The sequence below is a fragment of the Euryarchaeota archaeon genome (genome assembly GCA_016207515.1).
GTDB lineage: Archaea > Thermoplasmatota > SW-10-69-26 > JACQPN01 > JACQPN01 > JACQPN01.
The window spans coordinates 294,695-312,096 of sequence record JACQPN010000002.1 but is presented as its reverse complement, the minus strand read 5'-3'; the positions used below and the strand labels follow the sequence as shown (position 1 = coordinate 312,096).

The following is a 17,402-nucleotide window of genomic DNA, read 5'->3' as shown; positions in this document are numbered from 1 at the left end:
TCGACGTCGACCGTTTGGGACCTCTTTGTCTTCTCACGTAGTCTGGGGTTTCTCGGTCTCAAACGTGTAGGCGCGCCATCGGCCCGTTCGAATCTCGTTCAGAGTCGTGACATTGACTGCGATCATGGTCCTCGTGTCGAAGCTGTGCTTGGCGGTGATTTGGAGGATTCTGTTGAGGGTGGTGTCGTCGGCGGCTACAAAGTGTGCCTCTCCTTGGAGTTCGATGGATTTGGTGACGTTGATGAGTATCTGGTCGTTCTTGTTGGCGCCGGTTTCGATCTCGATTGCTCGTTCGTGGCCTTCGGCGGCGTAGAGGAGGTCAAAGTGTCGGTCCGGGATTCGTTCGACTCCGAGGATACGGGTTACTTCCTCGACGAGTTCCTTGTGGTCCGCTGCGGCGGCGTGGATTCGATCTGGCGACCTTCCGGCTTTCATCGTGTAGGCGTCGGTGCCGTAGGGGCGTAGGAAGTAGATGCTTGGTGGTCTCCCTTCGTTGGTTTTGGCTTCGAGGTAGGCTACGAGGCCGAGGTTGATGAGTCTCGTCAGACTGGCTCTGACGGCGCTTTGGCTGCGCTTGAGGAGTTCCCGGATGGCGCGTGGGCTGATTGCCCGGGACCCGGCGATGGCGTTGAAGACGGCCCAATCGCGAGGCGTGAGCCTTGTGAGGCGTTTTTCGACTTCGTGGCGCTCCGCATGTGTTGGGGACCGCTCTTCGGGGTTTGGGACTGTTTGGGACAGGTCAACGTCCCTTACTTCGGGCCGCTGGATTTCGGGGATTTGGACGAGATTGAGCGCGTCCGATCGAACGAGGGCTTGTCCCACGCCAAGCCGTGCTTGGGCGTCCTCCGCGTCGTCGTTTAGTCGGAGTAGAGCGGCGGCCGTGTGCTGGTCCTGTGGTCGGATGAGTTTGTGGATGATGGTGGTGTTGACGTTTGCGAGGGCGTGTTTGCTGAACTCGTTCGGCATCTGGGTCACGAAGACTAGTCCGACGCCGAGGTATCGTATTTCCCGACATGTGGTCGTGAGGACTGACGTGGATTCTTGCCCGAGTGCGAGTAAGTGTTGGGCTTCTTCGAACACGATGAGGTGTCGTAGGCCTTCCGTTTTTTCGCGTTGGAGGCGGTCGCGTATTTTTTGGAGAAGGACGCTGACGAGAAGCGCGCTGCCTGCGGGATCTCCGAGGCCGTCGAGTTCTACGACCGTTACTCCGTTGAGGAGTGCTTCGAGGGCGATTCCTTCTCGAACGCAGAAGGCCTGTCGAGTGGTGCCGATCATGAGCGAGCGAAGGACGCGTAGCGCCGACGAGCTCCATCCGGCTTCCCGGCCGCTCGTGGGCCTCTTTTCAAGTGCTTCTATGAGGTCTCCGATGTGTGGGTAGTTGACTCCGTCTTCGTAGATGCCTCGTTCCCGGTAGAGTTTGTCGAGGGTTTCGGCCACGATGTCCTTGCTTCCGACAGCCGGGACGTAGCGATTGATCACTTCGCTGAAGATCGATGAGAATTCCTTGACCCATTGCGCGGGCGGGCCACTTGGTTTCAGGAGGTTGTGGGTGAGGAGGTTTCGACCGGTGAAGCCATAGACTTTGGCGTTCAGAGAAGCGTGCAGGGTTCGGTATTCTTGTTTCACGTCGAAAACGAGTATCCCTTCGACTTGACCGTGGGTCTCTTGGATCATGCGGAGGACGGTGTTCGTCTTTCCTGCGCCAGTCGTTCCAGCGACCAATACATGATGGTTCAGGGCGTCAAGAGTGAGGAAAGCGGGCCCGATGGGTTTGCCGTTGATGGGGCTCAGAATTTCGCCCAGCTGGATTGCCGCGCCATGCGGGGGCGTCGAGGACTCGAGCGGAAGAACCGTTGGCGCTGCTGAGAGAAGACCCGGAAGAGTTGGTAGCGTGAATCGCGTTAGGTGCTTGGGTCGCAGCGTGTGGCCGGCCGCGACGGCTTCGAAATCTTGGGACGTGATTTCTTCGAGGTCGCGGAAGAATTGACGAAGCACGTGGGGCACGGGCCGCTCCGTGGCGACGGCGAAGCTCGCCAGATGTCCACGGTCTTGAACGAGTAGGTGGAGGCGCGTTTTGATGCCGAGTTGGAGTAGGGTCATGCAGGCTTCCGGGAGGCGGTCGTTCGAGTACGTGCACGAATAGGCGTAACGGAGGTTCGTTTGTGGTGGCGCTTCGGGCCTGGCGTGAAGAACGTAGTCGCTCGACAAGGCTTCAATCGCGCGTTGCTGGATTTTCCCGTTCCTTTCCCGCCCGAGCAGGCCGGTCCGCCAGAAGTCGAAGTAGAGCCGCGGCACGCCATCCAGATCAATCGTCAGAATCCAGTCGGCGGGGATCCAGGGAACCTTGTGCTGGGCCTGCTTCGGGTTGAAGCCTAGGATTCTAGTCGGTCCCGCCAAGGTTGCCTCCGAAGCGTGCGAGGACCGTGATTACGAGGACGATGACGGCGATGACGATGATGAGGCTTCGCCAGAGGTTCTCGATGTTGAAGGTGAAGGCCATGATGAAGTACGTGAGGACTAGGATCAGGAAGAACGTGAGGATCTTGACGTGGGGCGAGTAGTCAGCCACGCTGTTTCCTCCACTCGGTTCGCCACGCGTACTCCACATGGTAGGCCAGGGTGACGACGCCGACGAGTACCAGTAGCAGTATGTTGAACGTGACGAAGAAGCCGACTAGGAGGCCGACGATGAGGCCTTGGCCAAAGACATGCCACCAGGGAAGTAGTCGCACGTTGGCCGGAATGGTCTTCATCGTCGATACCTCTCCAACCACTCCGTCTTCCCCACGGACGCCCATGCGCAGAAGATGAGGAACAAGGCGAAGGGCCACACGTAGACCAACGCGAGCAACGCCAAAGGAAGGAGCAACGGAACTCGCGTCTTCAGCATGAGGTCACCCATCAGTGCGAAGGTGAAGAGGAACTGCGAAGCGATTCGGTCGACGATACCCGTCACGTCGATCCCCCGCAAATCTCGCATTTGGGGTTCGGCTTGTAATCGTAGTTGTAGAGGGTACTGCGGGCGAGGTCGAAGTAGACGTACGAGTGAACCCGTTCGCCGCGTACCAGTTTTAGGAACTGGATCGCCTGCAAGCCTGCGGCCATGTTTGCCGTCACGAACGTGCTTGGAATCGGGTCGCTGGAACAAGACGCCTTCACTGCACTCGACTGGACCGTCGGAAGGCACCCTTGGCACGCGGTCTTGCCTGGGATGATGGTTTTAATCGCGCCCCAAAAGTTCTCGATTCCAGCGTCAACCAGCGTCTTCCCGCCGGTGACGGCCATGAAATTGATGTAGTGGCGCGCTGCGACGTTGTCGAAGCAACCGAACAAGTAATCCGCGTCAACGGGTCCCCGATAGTCCTCAATCCGGCACGCGACCGGCGTGACGCGGAGCGCTGGGTCGATACGGTGCATCCGCTCGGCGAGCGCGAATGCCTTCGATTTCCCGAGGTCGCTCTCGTCGTAGGCCTGATTCTCCAGATTTTGCGCTTCGAGCCTGTCGGGGTCGATGATGGTGATCGCGCCAACGCCTAGTCGGGTGAGCATGGTGACGAGGGCGGACCCAATGGCGCCCGCCCCCGCCACCAGCACCGAAGCCCGGCTGATGGCCGCTTGGTCCCATCCCTTGATAAGCGTCTGGCGTTCATGCTTCACTCTGAGCGCCTCCAGTAGTGGTGCGGCAGTTGCACGACCTCGTCATTCGTGACGCGGTAGAAGGCGAACTCCACGCCCCGTGGCCTGAACGGGTCGATGACGAGTCCAACGTAGTCCGGGTAGAGGCCCTGGCCCTGCGATTGGAACCGTTGATCGGTTCCGGACATGAAGGCGGTGTACGTGGGATGCGAGTGTGCCCAGCCCACGACCATGCGACCGTTCCCTGTCTTCGCGCGTGCGCGCTCGAAGTCCCGGGGCGTGAAATCAATCTCGGTTGCCGTTCCCACGTTCTCGGCGCGGACCAGGTCATGGATTTTGAGGAATCTTCCATCGGGTTGGCCGATGAGTAGGGCGCCGACCTCGTTCTTGGGATGGTTGGCGGCCCAGGCGAAGATGAGCGCGACCACGGACGGATCGATCAGGATGGTGTCCGTCTTCGCGAGTTTGGCGAGGTCGGTTTCGGCGACCGTCGTCGGGTGCTCCTTGAGCGTGATCTCCGTTACCTTGTCGTGTTCATTTCGCTTTTTGAGAAGTTGAAACCCGGCTAGAACGAGGCCGCCGATGAGGAGGCCCATGATGGCGTTATATGCGGGTGAGGGCACGCCAAAACCTCCCAAACCCCAGGTCCATCGGGGGCATCGCGTCGAAGTTCAAGGGGTGGTGGTAGTTCGGGTTCTCGAGGAGCCATTCGAGGCCACGGTAGACGCTCACGAGGTTGTGGACGGGAGTCCACGAGTCCTGCAAGTAGTTCAAGCACACCCAGCCCTCGTCGCTCACGTTCGGGTGCCGTGGGCTAGGCTTCGTCACGAACGTGACCATCGGCGGCCGCGCCGGGTAGTTGTACGGGAGAAGGATCGTTATCTGGAAAGTCTGGTGCCTCCACCGTCCCCGGCCCGGTAGCGTAGCGGTCCATTCGAGGGGCGTGACCGCGCGGAGCGGGATGCGGGCGTCGTGGATGCGTTGCGCTTCGACTACAAGCCTGTTTTTCAGGATGTTATTGGAAAAAGGAGAAGAGGGGCCCACTCCATTGAGGCCCCCTTTGGGATCGCGTGGGATGACGCTGAGGCTGTCGCCTTCCTTGAGGCCACAGTTCTTCACCGTGGCACCATCAGGAAGCGTCTGGTCCTTGTGCGCAAGACTGATGGAGTCCGCGTCCACCGCCTGAATCTCGGCGACGCGTCCTTTCAGTTGCCGAACGGTCTCCAGGGCTTCAGCATCCACCTCACAATCCTTCCCAACTCCAATGCTCGACGATACACGCAGTTTCACGTTTTTTCAATTCTCCGGCCCGAGATGGGCAGGAGGAGTTTGCGGCTTCTTGATACAAAAAGGATGCACGTCGCCGTCGTCAGCATCGCCGAGATTTTGGGTAAATTTTTCGGGATGAAAATCCAAGAAAACGGTACCCATATTGCTTGACCGGCATCGCCTTGAGGCTGGTTCCCTCGGTGATGCCGGCGTTCTGCAACGTCGCGTCAAGCGGCAGCTTCTCTCCCTTGTGGACGAGTTCGATTGAGTCGTTCTCGACCAGCATGGTCGTTGCCGCCTTGTCGCGCACTTGTCGGACGGAATCCAAAGGATTCACGTCCAACGGTACTGGCTCCGTGTTTCCGATTGTCGGTGTTACGACGATCTTCGTGCATTCACCATCTGCCCCTAGCGGGCAAAACAATTCGTGTTCGCCCAGAGGTTAGAACCTTTGCCCCGGGCTCATCCGAAGCGCCCTAATTCGGGTCGAAAAGAAGGGTCGCTGTTTCGAACCATTCCGAACCGAGCCGCCAAAGGGAGCGATAAGACCAGACCGATGTCCAAGCGGTGAAGGCGGGAACGTACGGGCTTCGCTGTCCGCGCCTAGGATGCCACTTTCTTCATACCGGACGCGTCGGCATGAAGGTGCTCCATCCACGCAAGAATGTGGCTAGCTTTTCCGCTTTTCATGTGTTTACCTATTATCTCACAGGCGATGTCAGCGGACAGGACCACAACCCAAGGGTCGGCCTTTGACGATTCGGCCGGTTCAATTCGGAGCATATCTCGCCCCTTCACCTTGTGGCGCATCTCGACCTCTAAGAACTCGTTGAGGGCACTGTCGGCGAGCCGAGAGCCGACTACCAGCACACAATGACTCTTGTGGCCTTTTCGGTAGGTTTCCTTCAGGGCTTCTGCAACTGTGCTCCTATGGCAAAGGATCCAAGGTTGATTTGGTTGGCGCACGGAACCGTGCAACTTCCAGAGGACGCGTGTAAGTGTAGCCGTCTGGTTCCCAATAATGACCTCCGGTAATTTTCCTCTCAGGATCGCGGCGCTCGCGATTTTTTCGAACGCCTTTTCGAAGAGGTCGTCCCAATTTGTGGTGGCTACGTGGTCTACGACCCCTCCATACTGCCATGCGCTTATCCAATCATGTGCCCGTGTCGGGTTGCATTCCTCGCTGGCGTTCTTAAACTCAAGTTGGAATTGTTGTTGAAGACCTTTCTCTTCAAGGGCACGGCACCACGGTTCCAGAAGATGCGGAGAGGCGGGGTCACTTTCGACTACGTCAATCCCTAGGCCTTTCGCGCAGGAGCGCACCATCTCCGGGTACGCGATTCCGACGCCAGGCCCGTATGAGATTCCCGCGCCGGCAATGACGAGACCCCCGTTCCCATCTAACTGGGTCGCAACCTTGTACAATTTCGCTCGGTCTTGAGTGACGTACCGTTGCACAAGCAAATCAATAAGGAAGACGGATGGAAGCTGGGGATACTTTGGAAGGTAATTCATGAGCAACGAAGTGTCAAACGCAGGTTCAAGTTCGGAATCGTCTGGAGGTCTGTTTTCCATGTGAGCCTGGTAAAACCGTGTGGCCGTACGAACAACAAAGAAGTCAACAACCGCTTCAAAGAACGGATCTACGCTTGCCTCCGTTTGATATTTGTTAAGCACGTCGCCCTTGACGGTCGCCATGGCAGCTTGGAAGTCGGTTGGGTCATTCGGTGGACTGGGCGGAATCATACGTGGGACACAACTTCAACCATGCGAGGTCAGCGAAATCGTTCTTAAGCGCTCCCCGCCGCTCAAAATATTCTTGTTCTGTCAAGCGGCCGTCATGAAGGGCCTGATCGAGCCCTTCGGCTTCGCGTTTCAACTGAGGTTCCCGGATTGCGCGGTAATCGTCCGGTGTCAGTGTGGCGATGGCATTTAGGTCGATGTTCTTGGCCTTCAGTCGGCTTTTCGCGCGGTGTCCATAATCACACAGAACGACTGCGCCCCTGACGCGGCAAGTAGGCTCCTCTGCGACCAGATATTCAGCAGCGCTTTCAATTCCTCCTCCGCCGACACTAAGGTCATAAACAATCGCAATCTGGTCACCTGGCTCGAGCGGCGCACCTTGGAGCTTGTGGGGTCTTTCGACCTCGCGCTCGCGGAACACCATGGCGGGGCGTTCGAATTTTGCGGCAATGTGGCTTGCCAGTGACAACGCCCCGACCGGCCCTTTCCTCTTGGCTATCATGCAAATCTTATCAATCTTTTCGCCGTTTTCGGCCGTCATCTTTTCCTCAAGAAGGCGAAGCTTCCACACATAAGCGTCGACGACGGCCTCAATTTTCTTTGGATCGGCAAGCGCCGAGTCTAGGTCAAGATAATAAGGATAACTGTATCCCGAGACCTTGAATGGCCCGGTGATTGGCGCGAGATATACCTTTACCGCGACGCTATCGTGGTGGCTAATTGGAACCATGTAATCGAAGGTTTGGAGCGTGCGCTTGTCGATTTTGTCAGCGGCCATGAGGGCGTTCTGGTATGATTCGAGTAACTCGGTCCATTCCAACGGCAACTCCCAATCGTTCGTAATCAAACGATTGTAGTTTGCGCCTAGCGCCTGGAAGAATTCTCGGAGGTCGCGGTGAGGCACATAATCCTCTTCGATGAGCCCTTCAATCGCGCGGTCTGCGAAAAGTCCCATCAGGTAGGCCTTTCCCGCGACCCCGTGGGCGCCTCCTGTTTCCATTGGTCGTTCGAGGGCTCGTAAAAGCCCGGTGAGATGTTCTGTGCTCTGTGGGCGTGCTGCGGTTTCCGCAACAAACTGGGCCAGCTTTGGCGCGACGTCTGGCAAATCCTTCAACGCAGGATCCATGTTAGCAGGCACCTACCATCTGGCGCAAAAATAAGCGCTTTTCCGGAAAGTCTTTTGAAGGGCCTAGACTCCATCGAGGAACCAGGAAACGCAAGAATCGCAGGTCAATCGACCCACTTAGCTGATTTCGGCGAATCATTTTCCATCATCCTCTTGTGCATACACGACCCGATACTTTCCGGGCCTGAGACGGCCCTTGCAATCAGGGCATTCCTTTGGCAACCTGTTCTTTATCCGCGGCGTCCAGTCGTTCTTGCATGAGGGTCTCAAGCAATAAATCCGCTTGATTTTCCGCATTCTCAATTCGTACACCGCTTTGTAGAAGAACCCCGACGCAGGTCTAAATCCCTCATGCTCATCCTCATCATCCTAATCTTCATAATCCTCATAAGAAACATCGCTATTTATAGCAACCGGGTCCGTTTCGAGTCGGCCCTTCACGGCCGCGTCAAGGCGTTTGGCGACGGTTCCTGGCGCTTTCTGACGTGCAACTGTTTTTGCGAATTCGTGGATTGTCTTTTCCCCCGGCCCACGGTCTTTTCGGCGGAGCTGCTAGAACCAAAACGTTCCGTCTACCCCTTCACGTGAGTCGATTCCCCAAGGGCAAAGTCTTGATCGCCCGAACAACGGAATGTATGTGCATTTTCAGGGCGTGTCGTTTGAGGCCCATTGGGCGAGCGCGCGGACCTTTGGATTCCCTGTGGAGCCGGATTCCGCCTTGTCCATTGAGAGTTCCTCGCGCAACATGCTGGCACGAGGCGACATTCGGTAACAGTTCCACGACACACGCTGGGGCCGTGGCCGGCCCCAATTCGATTAGGGCCTCGGTCGATATGCAACGCTTCCGCTCTTGGTCGTCCCCCCCCCCCGCCATCGAACGCCTCGTAGAACTGGGCTCTGGGGGAAAAAAGAGGGAAGAAGGGGCCTTCTTGGCCCCTTTCAAATAGGCTTCGTGCCGGCGTCCATGTTCCGCTCCCCCCTATTTCGGGGGGTTCGTCGTCGCATTCCCTATCTTAGAATCGTGGCAAATTCGGACAGTGCTGTAGCTCTCGTTCCCGGATCTTCCCATGTGAGGAAACGGTCTTTTCCTGCATGCCCTTCGCCGCCATGGGCCTGGCTTCTTGAAGTTGTACGGGGCCCCACGGCGCAATGGTCTTAGGGCCGCTCGCTTCTATGGCCGTGATGCCGAAATTGCTGGTTCCGGATGCCTCCGGATTGACTGGCGGGCTTTTGGCATATTTTGGCACCTTTTGGTTACTTGTTCAAAGCGGCATCGAGCCCCTCGCATCGGCCTTGTGGGGCCTTCCGTCACTTCTCGTCGGCTCGATCGTTGTGCCCTATGTGAATGCGCGTCTATCGGAGGAAAGAGACCGACAAAAGACTCATTTGAATCAACTCGCTAATCGCGTGACATCGGCTACGTTACCGTACGTCAGCGAGCACTGGTCCATGGACGGTTTTGACAGAATGATAAGCGGTCTTGCACGGGCAGGGGTATTCGCCGGTCCAACGCCCCGGAATGAATTACGGTTCCCGCAACCCCACTGGTCTTGGTTGGAAAGTCATGACGCAACCTATCGGGAACTTCGCCTTGGGGCGGAACAGGCCGTGACTGGATTCGTCGTCGCTTGGCGTGAGGAAGGCGCTCGGGCCATGGCCCTCCTTCAAGCTGAAGATGGATTGAAGGACGCGGGCGAGGAATCACTGCAAGGTGGGCAGGCGCGCTTTGACTTTCTGACGTCGATTCTCTTCAGCTACGTGGCCAGCGATGAATACCGAGAAGACGCGTCCAGCGCCGTGGAGGCACTTGATCATGACCTTGACGTGGGTCGCGAGACTGGTCAAGCCATAGACGACATCTTGGGGAATCGGATTCGCGGCGCGCCACAGACCGAACTCCGTTGGAAAGCATCAGCCATTCTCGCCATGGGCCAACGCGACGAGTTGGTGGATCTCAAGGCCGTCTGCCTCAAAATGGTAGAAAGGCGCGGACTCGCTGACGCTATGGCGCGGCTGCGCGCAACGCACGATGCCGCGAAAGAGGCCAGTGGTGGACTGGTCAGAGGGCTTCAAGCGCTGGAATCGGTCGGCCTCAAAGGAGGCAAGTGCCCCGCCTGCAACCCGTGAACGCGACCGACGCTATGCGGACACAAGGGGAGAAAGAGGGGGCCTTGCAGCCCCCATCGGCTCAGGGCCCGAATCGACATGCCGTTTTTCCGCGTTTTGTCGCTTCGCCTATCAAGTATAGCATAGGGCTACTTCCCGGCAGGAGCATTTCGATTTGAAGCCAGGTCCCTGGGTCCGTCGGACGCAAAGCGGCCGACGGCAAGATCACGAGCCGCAGGCGAGTCATCGAAGTCGAATGCCATCAGGAGCATTCCGTCCAACGCCCGGCAAATCATGTTGGCAATTCGTATGGACTCTTGCCGCCGTTGCGGTGTGTCACCGACCTTGCGCCACAGAAACATTGATTACCCCTCCAAGGTCCTCCCCATGGAGGCTGGCAAAGTGAAACCGGGGGCAGTGTTCCTAACTCTCATACTGGTGATTCCGACAGCAATCGTGACCGCAACCGATGGATCGCCTACGCAAGGTCGTCTTGACCCGCTCGTTTCGTCGTGGGCCGAGGAACGTGCCGGCGAGTCCGTTTCGATCCTAGTCCGGTTTTCGTCGCCTCCGGGCCCCGCGCAGTTCAAGGCGCTATACGAGCGCGGATTCACGCCGCTTGTGACATACAAGATCCTTCCCACGGTGCTCGTCACGGGCCCCGCCGTCCTGGCCCCGAGCCTTGCGTCCATAAGCGGCGTGGAGTTCGTCGAGGCCGACCGGACCATTCCATATCTTCTTGACACGGCGACTGAGGCCGTCGGGGCAAGACCATTGTGGACAAGCTCGCACACACGCTGGGCCGCAAACGGCTCGTCGACGCCCGTCGCCATGGGCATCGACGGGAGCGGCATCGGGATCGCCATCGTCGACTCCGGCATCGACGCGACCCACCCCGACCTCTTGTTGAAAGACCTCGGCGAGGCCACGGGCAAGCCATGGACCACGAAGGCGAACTACAAGGTGGTCGGCCGCGACTCCGTCGAACTTGTGGCGAATTCGCCGCTCGACGGCCCGGTCCAGGCGAACATGCTGGCAATCCCCATGGCGCACACGGATAACACGGGCGGGCATGGGACGCACGTGGCCGGGGCGGCGGCAGGAAAGGCAGTCGCGTCCGAAGGCAAGTACAAGGGATCCGCGCCGGGATCGTTCCTAGTCGGCTACGGGGCGGGCGAAGCGCTCGTCGTGGGGCTGGCGCTAGCTGCTTTCGACCACATCTACCAGCACCATGAGGAACTCGGCATCCGGATCGTGTCCAACTCCTGGGGGGGAGCCGGCGATTGGCAACCCGATTTCTCGGTGACGAAGGCCGCGCAAAAACTGGTCAACGAGGAAGGGCTTGTCGTCCTGTTCGCGGCGGGAAACAGCGGCGGCGACGGCAACACGATTTCCACCAGCACGTGGGCTAACATCCCGGAGGTCATCAGTGTGGCGAACTGGAACGAGGCGCTCACCTACGTTGATGGCAGTTCGAGCCGGGGACAGAAGAACCTGGAAAGGACGTGGCCAGACTTTGCGGCCGTGGGGACGAACTTGATAAGCACGGCGGCTTTGGCCGGTCCCGTCACTTACTACGGGAACGCCCAGGACGCCCTTCTCCTTGGAAGCGAGATGGTGGTCCCTGTCCCGACCCCATTCACCGTGGAAGAGGAGGGGATCATCGTCGGCCCGTATGCGTCCTTCACCGGGACGTCGATGGCGACGCCCTTGGCGGCCGGCGTGGTCGCGCAGCTGCTCCAGGCGAACCAGGACCTCTCTCCAGCGGAAGTGAAGGAGTTACTGCGTGAGACTGCCTCGATGCCTTCCGGCAAGACCTATGCCGCCGATGGGTTCGCGCTCGGCCGCGGGCTCATCGATGCGTCGAGGGCGACGGCCGCGGCTCTTCGACATGGCGATGGTTTGAGCATCAGGAACGCGGTCCTCTCCTCCACGGCGACGGGCTCGCCGCTGGTCCTCAACGCAGAGGAGCCAGATGCCGGGCCCATAAGCGTAGAACCGGCTATCCCCGCGAGCATCGTCGCAGGCGTCCCGACCTTATACACGGCCGAAGCGACGGGCGGATAAGTCTACGGGGCCTACGCTTATGCATGGGATTTCGATGGTGATTCGATCACGGACGCATCTGGAGCCTCCGTCTCCTGGACGTATGCGAACGTGGGCGAGGAAACAGTACTCGTTATCGGCTCGGACGGCTCCGGCTCGGATGGCGCGGTGTTCACGGTCAGTGTCGTGACGCCATCGGGGCTAATGTTTTCAGACGACATGGAGTCCGGGCCCTCGAAATGGACCGTCGAGAACGGCGGCACCACCGGCCTCGCAGCCGGCTGGGACCATCGCGAAGTGCTCTTCGGAAACTGCCTCTTCGCGTGTCCGACGAGCGGCACGCACTTCTGGTACGGTGGCGTGAGGAACACGGCAGGCATTGCAGGGTTCGCTTACGCGCCAGGCACAGATGCGACCATAAGACCGGCTGAACCGATCGATCTTGCGGGGAAGACGGCAGCGACCCTGTACTACAAGGTCCAAGGTCAATCGACGGCACCGATGATCGTGGAGGCCCGCGCGCCGGGCGGCCAATGGAGCCAGGTCGATTTCGTCACGGGGAATCTCGTCTGGGGCGGGGGCGTCCTGTTCGCAACAGAGCGCTCCGTCGACCTCTCCGGATTCGTCGGGGACGATGTGGAGTTTCGGTTCCGCTACACTGTCCGGGCCCCCTCCGTGGACTTCATAGACGTCCTGTTCTGGTCCGTTTTCGAGAGTCAGTCGTTCGGCGGGTGGGGTGTGGACGATATACGCCTTGAGGCAACCGCCTGACGCGCGACACCCTTAAGAGGAGGGGCCTCGATTGGCGCGGCGTGTCCCGCCGTGATAAGGGCTTGGAGCGCGACATCGCGCTTCTTCGCATCGACCAGCTCGCGGCCCTTTCCGCGAAGGCGCTGTCCAACGGAAAGGCCGACCGGGCCAAGCGCTACGGCGAGCTTGCGCGGCGCATCAACATGCGCTACAAGGCCCGCAGCCGCACGATGAGGCTCGCCTTCTGCCGCAAGTGCAACATGCCGCTCGTCGCCGGGAGCACTCTTCGGGCAAGGACGCTTGCGGGGCGACTCGTGCGCACGTGTCTCGTTTGCGGCGACGTGCGTCGGACGGTCATCGGCCGGAGGTCGAAACATGCTGTCCGGTGAAGAGAGGAGACGCCTGCGGGCAAGCGCCAACGAACTGCCCGTGATGGTCCAAGTAGGCAAGGCAGGAATATCCGAAGGCATCGTGAAGGAACTCGACGAACGCCTCGAAACGGACAAGCTCGTCAAGGTCAGGTTCCTTGCGACGGCGCGCGAGAGCGAGGAAAAATCGGTGCTGGCAGGACGCCTCGCCGAGGTCGTCGGTTGCGAACTAGTGGAGATCCGGGGCCACACCGCCGTCTTTTTCCGGGCCCACCGCACGAAGCAAATCACTGGCCCCAATAGGGATAAATAGGGGTTCGATATTAGGGGAATCCCCCAGCGGCCACGGGGTGTATAAATGACTACCGTCTACGACGTTCCCGCCGACATGCTCATCGCGAAGGTCACTGAGAAGCTTCGCGTCAACGACAAGATAGCGACGCCGGCGTGGGCGCCATTCGCGAAGACCGGTGTTCACCGGGAGAAGGCGCCGTACGACCGCGAATGGTGGCATGGCCGCGTCGCGGCGGTGCTTCGGAAAGTCTACACGATGGGCCCCATCGGGGTCTCGAAACTCCGCGCAGAGTACGGCGGCACGCGTGACCGTGGCGCGGCACCCAACCGGGCACGGAGCGGCTCGGGCAGCATCATCCGCGAATCCCTTCAACAGCTCGAGGCGGCGGGCCTCGTCATGACCCAGAAAGGCGACGGCCGCGTGGTAAGTGCCGCAGGCAGGAAACTCTGCGACGCCGCGGCCCATGAGGTCGCCGAGGCCCTGGTCACGACGATCCCGGCCTTGGCGAAATACTAGAGGTGAGCCCGGAAGTGGGCGGAAACGACGAGGAACTGGAGGAATTGCGCAAGCGTCGCCTCGCGCAGCTCCAACAGAACGCCGCGGGCCAAGAGGCGCAGGCTGCCGAACAGGCGGCGGCGCGGGCCGAGGCGGACGCGCAGAGGAAGCAGATCCTCCGCCAGATACTCGAGCCAGAGGCGCGCGAACGGCTGACGCGTATATCGATGGCCCGGCCCGATGTCGGTGCGGCCATCGAGAACCAGCTCATCGCGCTCGCACAAAGCGGGCGCATCCAACGGAAAATAGACGACGAGACGCTCCGGGTCCTCATCGAGAGGCTCCTCCCCAAGAAGCGGGAGACCCGGATCGAGCGTCGCGGGAAGTGAAACGATGGGCAAGAAATCCCTAGGAAAGAAGACGCGACTCGCCAAGACCCAGAAAGCGAACCGACGGGTCCCAGCCTGGGTCATGATGAGGACGTCGCGGCGCTTCCAATCGCACCCGAAGCGGCACCATTGGCGCCGATCAAGACTCCAGAAGTGATAACAATGGCAGAAGACGAGAGGATCTACACCATACCGCTCCGGACCGCGAAGACGGTGCCAAGGACGCAACGCGCCGAGCGGGCGGTCACGTTCATCAGGAAATTCGCCTCGCGCCACATGAAGGCGGATGCGGACAAGATCTGGATCGACAACCCAGTGAACGAGGTCGTCTGGGCGCGCTCTATGCAAAAGCCGCCGCCGCGGATCCGCGTGAAGATGATCAAGTTCGAGGACGGCGTCGTCGAGGTGTCGCTTCCCGAGGAAGGCGCGGAGACCGCGGGCTCGAAGCGCAAAAAGCCCGAGGACGCGGCCGCCGAGGCGGATTCGGCCGGTGAGACCAAAACCAGACCGGCGGCGAAGGGCAAGTCCACGAAGGGGAAGAAGGCCGCAGCGGCTGAAAAAACCGACCAGCCCAAGGCGCTAGCCTAACCATGCTGGTCCAACTCGAGATACTCGGCAGCCCCTATTTGGGCGTCTTTTCCAGGGCATCCGAGCGGATGGCCGTCGCCCCGCCGAACCTTACCGAGGAAGCGCTCAAGGAGTTCAAGAAAGCGCTCGACGTCGACGTTCTGCAATTCACGCTTGGGGGCAGCCAGATACTCGGAGCCGCCGTTGCGATGAATTCGCACGGCGCCGTCATCGCGGACTTCGGGACGGCGGCCGACACGAAGCTCCTCACGCGCCTTGGGCTCAAGGTGATGGTCCTCGGAGGGACGCGAAACGCCGCCGGCAATAACATCCTTGTGAACGACCTCGGCGGCCTTGTCAACCCCGAAGTGGAGGACGAACTCGTCGCCGAGATCTCACGCACCTTGGAGGTCCCGTGCCTACGCGGGACCATCGCGGGCCTCAACACCGTGGGCTCGGCGGCCATCGCGACGAACAAGGGGGTCCTCTGTCATCCGAAGATAACGCCCGAGGAGATAGACGTGGTCGAGGCAGCGCTGCAAGTCCCCGCCGAGATAGGGACGGTGAACCGGGGGGCGCCTTTCGTCGGCGCGGGCCTCGTCGCCAACAGCCGAGGGGCGGCCATCGGACGGCTTACGACAGGGCCCGAACTGAATCGGATCGAGGACGCACTGGGCTACATCTAGGGGGCCGTTGGGGCCGCGGCCTCACTTGGCCGACCCTATCTTCGATCTCATCCTTTGGAACAGGCCGCCTATCGCCTGGTCCGCCGGGACCTTCTTTTCCTGGATCTCGTCGACGGTCACCCGCACTTCGCGGACGAGGTCCTTCGCACCCTCTCCCGCCTTCTGGACCTTCTCCTCGAATATCGGGACCTCCCGGTGCCACACCTCTCCGATCTTCACGAGCGCCGTGTCGGCCTTTTCCTGCAAGACCACGGCATCGGCCTTTATCCTGGCGATGACCGCGTCCTCGGTCTCGCCGCGCTTCAATGTGAATATCGGCACGCCATCGTGGACGGCTTCGCCCACGCGGACGCGCGCACGTTCGGCCTTGTCCTTCAGGATGACTCGCATCTTCTCGGCCTTCGCCTCTGCAAGGCGGGTGGCCTTCTCTGCGAGCACTTTCGCGTCCTTCACGACCTCTTCGACGCTCGGGGGCGCCGCTTGCGGGGCCTTCGTCCCCCGTTTCTTGATCTCTGCCTGCCAATCACGTAGTTGGTCCGCGGATATGCCGGTCGGTGCCGCGAGGGCGTCCACGTCCGCGTGGGCGAGCTCTTCGACCGTCTTGATGCCGGCCTTTTCCAAGGCCTCCTTGCGCCTCGGGCCGAGGCCTCGAAGTTCAGTCAGTTCCATGTGACATGGTTAGATGCCAGGCTGTTAAAATCACTTCTGGCTTTTCTCTTTTGAAAGTTTCCCCTTGAGGTGCGCGATGAGCCCGCCGTCCTTGATTATGGCGAGGACATTCGCAGGCAAAGGCCTGGCTTGCCAAACGCGTCCGGTCGAGTCGTCGGTGATCGTCCCGGTCCCGAGATCCACTTCGAGCAGGGCGCCGTCCGGCACGTCCACGTCGGCGGTGAGCGGGGGAAGGCCCAGGTTCACGCAGTTTCGAAAGAAGATGCGTGCGAACGATCTGGCCACGATGCATTCGACGCCCGCCTGCTTGAACGCCATGACGGCCTGCTCGCGTGAAGACCCGCAACCGAAATTCTTGCCGGCTACGATGACTTTCTTGCCTCGCACCCGCGCCGGGTAGTCTGACCCGAGCCCTTCAAGGACGTGCTGGCCCAGGGTCTCCCACTCGAACAAGTAGCGCCCAGGAAGCATCACGTCGGTGTTGACGTCGTCCCCTAGGACCAACGCTGGCCCACGTACCTTCATGGGCGGACAAGCGGTGGTGCCCACTAAATCGTTGCGTCGTGGCGGATGTCCAAGACGTGAGGGGAACCTCCATGGTAGCGGCACCGCGCCACCCGCAAGCGGTTAAATAGGGTAACGTCTTTTTCCGCGTGCCCCCGCGGCGACGTTCGTTCACTTGGGCAAGATGCCCACGTCGGGGTCCGAGCGAAGCCCGCTTCGCGAGTGACCCCTTCGGCGCGATCGACCCTCGCGAGGGTCGGGGCCAATAGCTTAGCCAGGCTTGAGCATCCGGCTGATAACCGGAAGGTCACCGGTTCGAATCCGGTTTGGCCCATGGAAGTCCCAAGATAAACCGGATTCAAGTGGGCGAGGCGGGTGAGCGCGGAGCCCACGACGGATCCGGTTTGGCCCACTTTTCCGTGCCGCGCCGCCTCGGACATACCCACGCGGGACGGGTGGTCGGCACCGTAAGCCGGGATCGCCGAGCCAGGTCAAAGGCGAGAGACTCAAGATCTCTTCTCGCAGGAGTACGCAGGTTCAAATCCTGCTCCCGGCATGATTCGAGCGCAGCGAGAACCATGCCGCCAGATGAGGGAGCGCCGAAGGCGCGAAATCATCGCAGCGGCATCTTTTACAGAAGATGTATCATCTCTATGATGAGGCGGCGGCACTCGGGGCGCTAGGCGCCCCTCGGCCACCGTGGACGCAAGGCATCGCGAATGATTCGCCGGTTCATGGCGGAATCCGCCACTG

General features: G+C 60.2%; 22 protein-coding genes and 2 tRNA genes. 12 read left to right on the top strand and 12 right to left on the bottom strand.

Annotated elements, in window-relative coordinates; translation table 11 throughout:
* Positions 1 to 33: 33 nt before the first annotated feature.
* From HY556_02080 to HY556_02035, 10 genes are all read right to left on the bottom strand, one after another.
* Positions 34 to 2,397 (bottom strand): DUF853 family protein, encoded by a 2,364-nt coding sequence (locus HY556_02080; GenBank protein ID MBI4392572.1) that lies wholly within the window; start codon positions 2,395 to 2,397, stop codon positions 34 to 36.
* Entirely contained in the window at positions 2,381 to 2,569 is a 189-nt protein-coding gene (locus HY556_02075; protein MBI4392571.1) for a hypothetical protein, read from the bottom strand. Before HY556_02075 ends, HY556_02080 begins: the two co-directional genes overlap by 17 nt.
* The gene (locus tag HY556_02070) at positions 2,562 to 2,753 is read right to left on the bottom strand and encodes a hypothetical protein (protein ID MBI4392570.1); all 192 of its coding nucleotides are present in this window, start codon (positions 2,751 to 2,753) and stop codon (positions 2,562 to 2,564) included. Before HY556_02070 ends, HY556_02075 begins: the two co-directional genes overlap by 8 nt.
* Positions 2,750 to 2,980 carry a hypothetical protein gene (locus tag HY556_02065; GenBank protein MBI4392569.1) on the bottom strand — a complete coding sequence of 77 codons (231 nt, stop codon included), beginning with the start codon at positions 2,978 to 2,980 and terminating at the stop codon, positions 2,750 to 2,752. Before HY556_02065 ends, HY556_02070 begins: the two co-directional genes overlap by 4 nt.
* Complete coding sequence (locus HY556_02060; GenBank protein MBI4392568.1) at positions 2,953 to 3,657, bottom strand: ThiF family adenylyltransferase; 705 nt, start codon at positions 3,655 to 3,657, stop codon at positions 2,953 to 2,955. Before HY556_02060 ends, HY556_02065 begins: the two co-directional genes overlap by 28 nt.
* The gene (locus tag HY556_02055; GenBank protein MBI4392567.1) at positions 3,654 to 4,259 is read right to left on the bottom strand and encodes a Mov34/MPN/PAD-1 family protein; all 606 of its coding nucleotides are present in this window, start codon (positions 4,257 to 4,259) and stop codon (positions 3,654 to 3,656) included. The genes HY556_02060 and HY556_02055 overlap by 4 nt, the downstream gene beginning before the upstream one ends.
* On the bottom strand, positions 4,240 to 4,878 hold the full coding sequence (locus HY556_02050; GenBank protein ID MBI4392566.1) for a hypothetical protein: 639 nt from the start codon (positions 4,876 to 4,878) through the stop codon (positions 4,240 to 4,242). The genes HY556_02055 and HY556_02050 overlap by 20 nt, the downstream gene beginning before the upstream one ends.
* Before the next feature lie 127 nt (positions 4,879 to 5,005).
* Complete coding sequence (locus HY556_02045; protein ID MBI4392565.1) at positions 5,006 to 5,248, bottom strand: hypothetical protein; 243 nt, start codon at positions 5,246 to 5,248, stop codon at positions 5,006 to 5,008.
* Between the two features lie 260 nt (positions 5,249 to 5,508).
* On the bottom strand, positions 5,509 to 6,603 hold the full coding sequence (locus tag HY556_02040; GenBank protein ID MBI4392564.1) for an SIR2 family protein: 1,095 nt from the start codon (positions 6,601 to 6,603) through the stop codon (positions 5,509 to 5,511).
* Positions 6,604 to 6,625: 22 nt separating this feature from the next.
* Positions 6,626 to 7,774 (bottom strand): hypothetical protein, encoded by a 1,149-nt coding sequence (locus HY556_02035; GenBank protein ID MBI4392563.1) that lies wholly within the window; start codon positions 7,772 to 7,774, stop codon positions 6,626 to 6,628.
* A 1,182-nt stretch (positions 7,775 to 8,956) separates the two neighbouring features.
* Between HY556_02035 and HY556_02030 the strand changes: the two genes are divergently transcribed.
* The 10 genes from HY556_02030 (at position 8,957) to HY556_01985 (ending at position 15,476) form a co-directional block, all read left to right on the top strand.
* A complete protein-coding gene (locus HY556_02030) occupies positions 8,957 to 9,901 on the top strand; it encodes a hypothetical protein (protein ID MBI4392562.1) in 945 nt (314 codons plus the stop codon).
* A gap of 381 nt (positions 9,902 to 10,282) precedes the next feature.
* Positions 10,283 to 11,947 (top strand): S8 family serine peptidase, encoded by a 1,665-nt coding sequence (locus HY556_02025; GenBank protein ID MBI4392561.1) that lies wholly within the window; start codon positions 10,283 to 10,285, stop codon positions 11,945 to 11,947.
* Positions 11,948 to 12,037: 90 nt separating this feature from the next.
* Positions 12,038 to 12,697 carry a hypothetical protein gene (locus tag HY556_02020; protein MBI4392560.1) on the top strand — a complete coding sequence of 220 codons (660 nt, stop codon included), beginning with the start codon at positions 12,038 to 12,040 and terminating at the stop codon, positions 12,695 to 12,697.
* A 41-nt stretch (positions 12,698 to 12,738) separates the two neighbouring features.
* Positions 12,739 to 13,065: a ribonuclease P gene (locus tag HY556_02015; protein MBI4392559.1), complete on the top strand. Its 327-nt coding sequence runs from the start codon at positions 12,739 to 12,741 to the stop codon at positions 13,063 to 13,065.
* Entirely contained in the window at positions 13,052 to 13,357 is a 306-nt protein-coding gene (locus HY556_02010) for a YhbY family RNA-binding protein (protein MBI4392558.1), read from the top strand. The genes HY556_02015 and HY556_02010 overlap by 14 nt, the downstream gene beginning before the upstream one ends.
* A gap of 45 nt (positions 13,358 to 13,402) precedes the next feature.
* The gene (locus HY556_02005) at positions 13,403 to 13,855 is read left to right on the top strand and encodes a 30S ribosomal protein S19e (protein ID MBI4392557.1); all 453 of its coding nucleotides are present in this window, start codon (positions 13,403 to 13,405) and stop codon (positions 13,853 to 13,855) included.
* A 14-nt stretch (positions 13,856 to 13,869) separates the two neighbouring features.
* Complete coding sequence (locus HY556_02000; GenBank protein ID MBI4392556.1) at positions 13,870 to 14,223, top strand: DNA-binding protein; 354 nt, start codon at positions 13,870 to 13,872, stop codon at positions 14,221 to 14,223.
* Between the two features lie 4 nt (positions 14,224 to 14,227).
* Positions 14,228 to 14,380 (top strand): 50S ribosomal protein L39e, encoded by a 153-nt coding sequence (locus tag HY556_01995; GenBank protein ID MBI4392555.1) that lies wholly within the window; start codon positions 14,228 to 14,230, stop codon positions 14,378 to 14,380.
* Between the two features lie 5 nt (positions 14,381 to 14,385).
* Positions 14,386 to 14,811, top strand: a complete 426-nt coding sequence (locus HY556_01990) for a 50S ribosomal protein L31e (protein ID MBI4392554.1) — start codon at positions 14,386 to 14,388, stop codon at positions 14,809 to 14,811.
* A gap of 2 nt (positions 14,812 to 14,813) precedes the next feature.
* A complete protein-coding gene (locus tag HY556_01985; GenBank protein ID MBI4392553.1) occupies positions 14,814 to 15,476 on the top strand; it encodes a translation initiation factor IF-6 in 663 nt (220 codons plus the stop codon).
* Positions 15,477 to 15,497: 21 nt separating this feature from the next.
* Here HY556_01985 and HY556_01980 read toward each other — a convergent pair whose 3' ends face one another.
* Positions 15,498 to 16,145, bottom strand: a complete 648-nt coding sequence (locus HY556_01980) for a helix-hairpin-helix domain-containing protein (GenBank protein MBI4392552.1) — start codon at positions 16,143 to 16,145, stop codon at positions 15,498 to 15,500.
* Positions 16,146 to 16,175: 30 nt separating this feature from the next.
* Positions 16,176 to 16,670 (bottom strand): 3-isopropylmalate dehydratase, encoded by a 495-nt coding sequence (locus tag HY556_01975; protein MBI4392551.1) that lies wholly within the window; start codon positions 16,668 to 16,670, stop codon positions 16,176 to 16,178.
* A 238-nt stretch (positions 16,671 to 16,908) separates the two neighbouring features.
* Here HY556_01975 and HY556_01970 point away from each other — a divergent pair.
* Positions 16,909 to 16,983: transfer RNA gene (locus HY556_01970), tRNA-Ile, on the top strand.
* 137 nt (positions 16,984 to 17,120) lie between these two features.
* Positions 17,121 to 17,205 (top strand) — tRNA-Leu (locus HY556_01965).
* Positions 17,206 to 17,402: the final 197 nt, after the last annotated feature.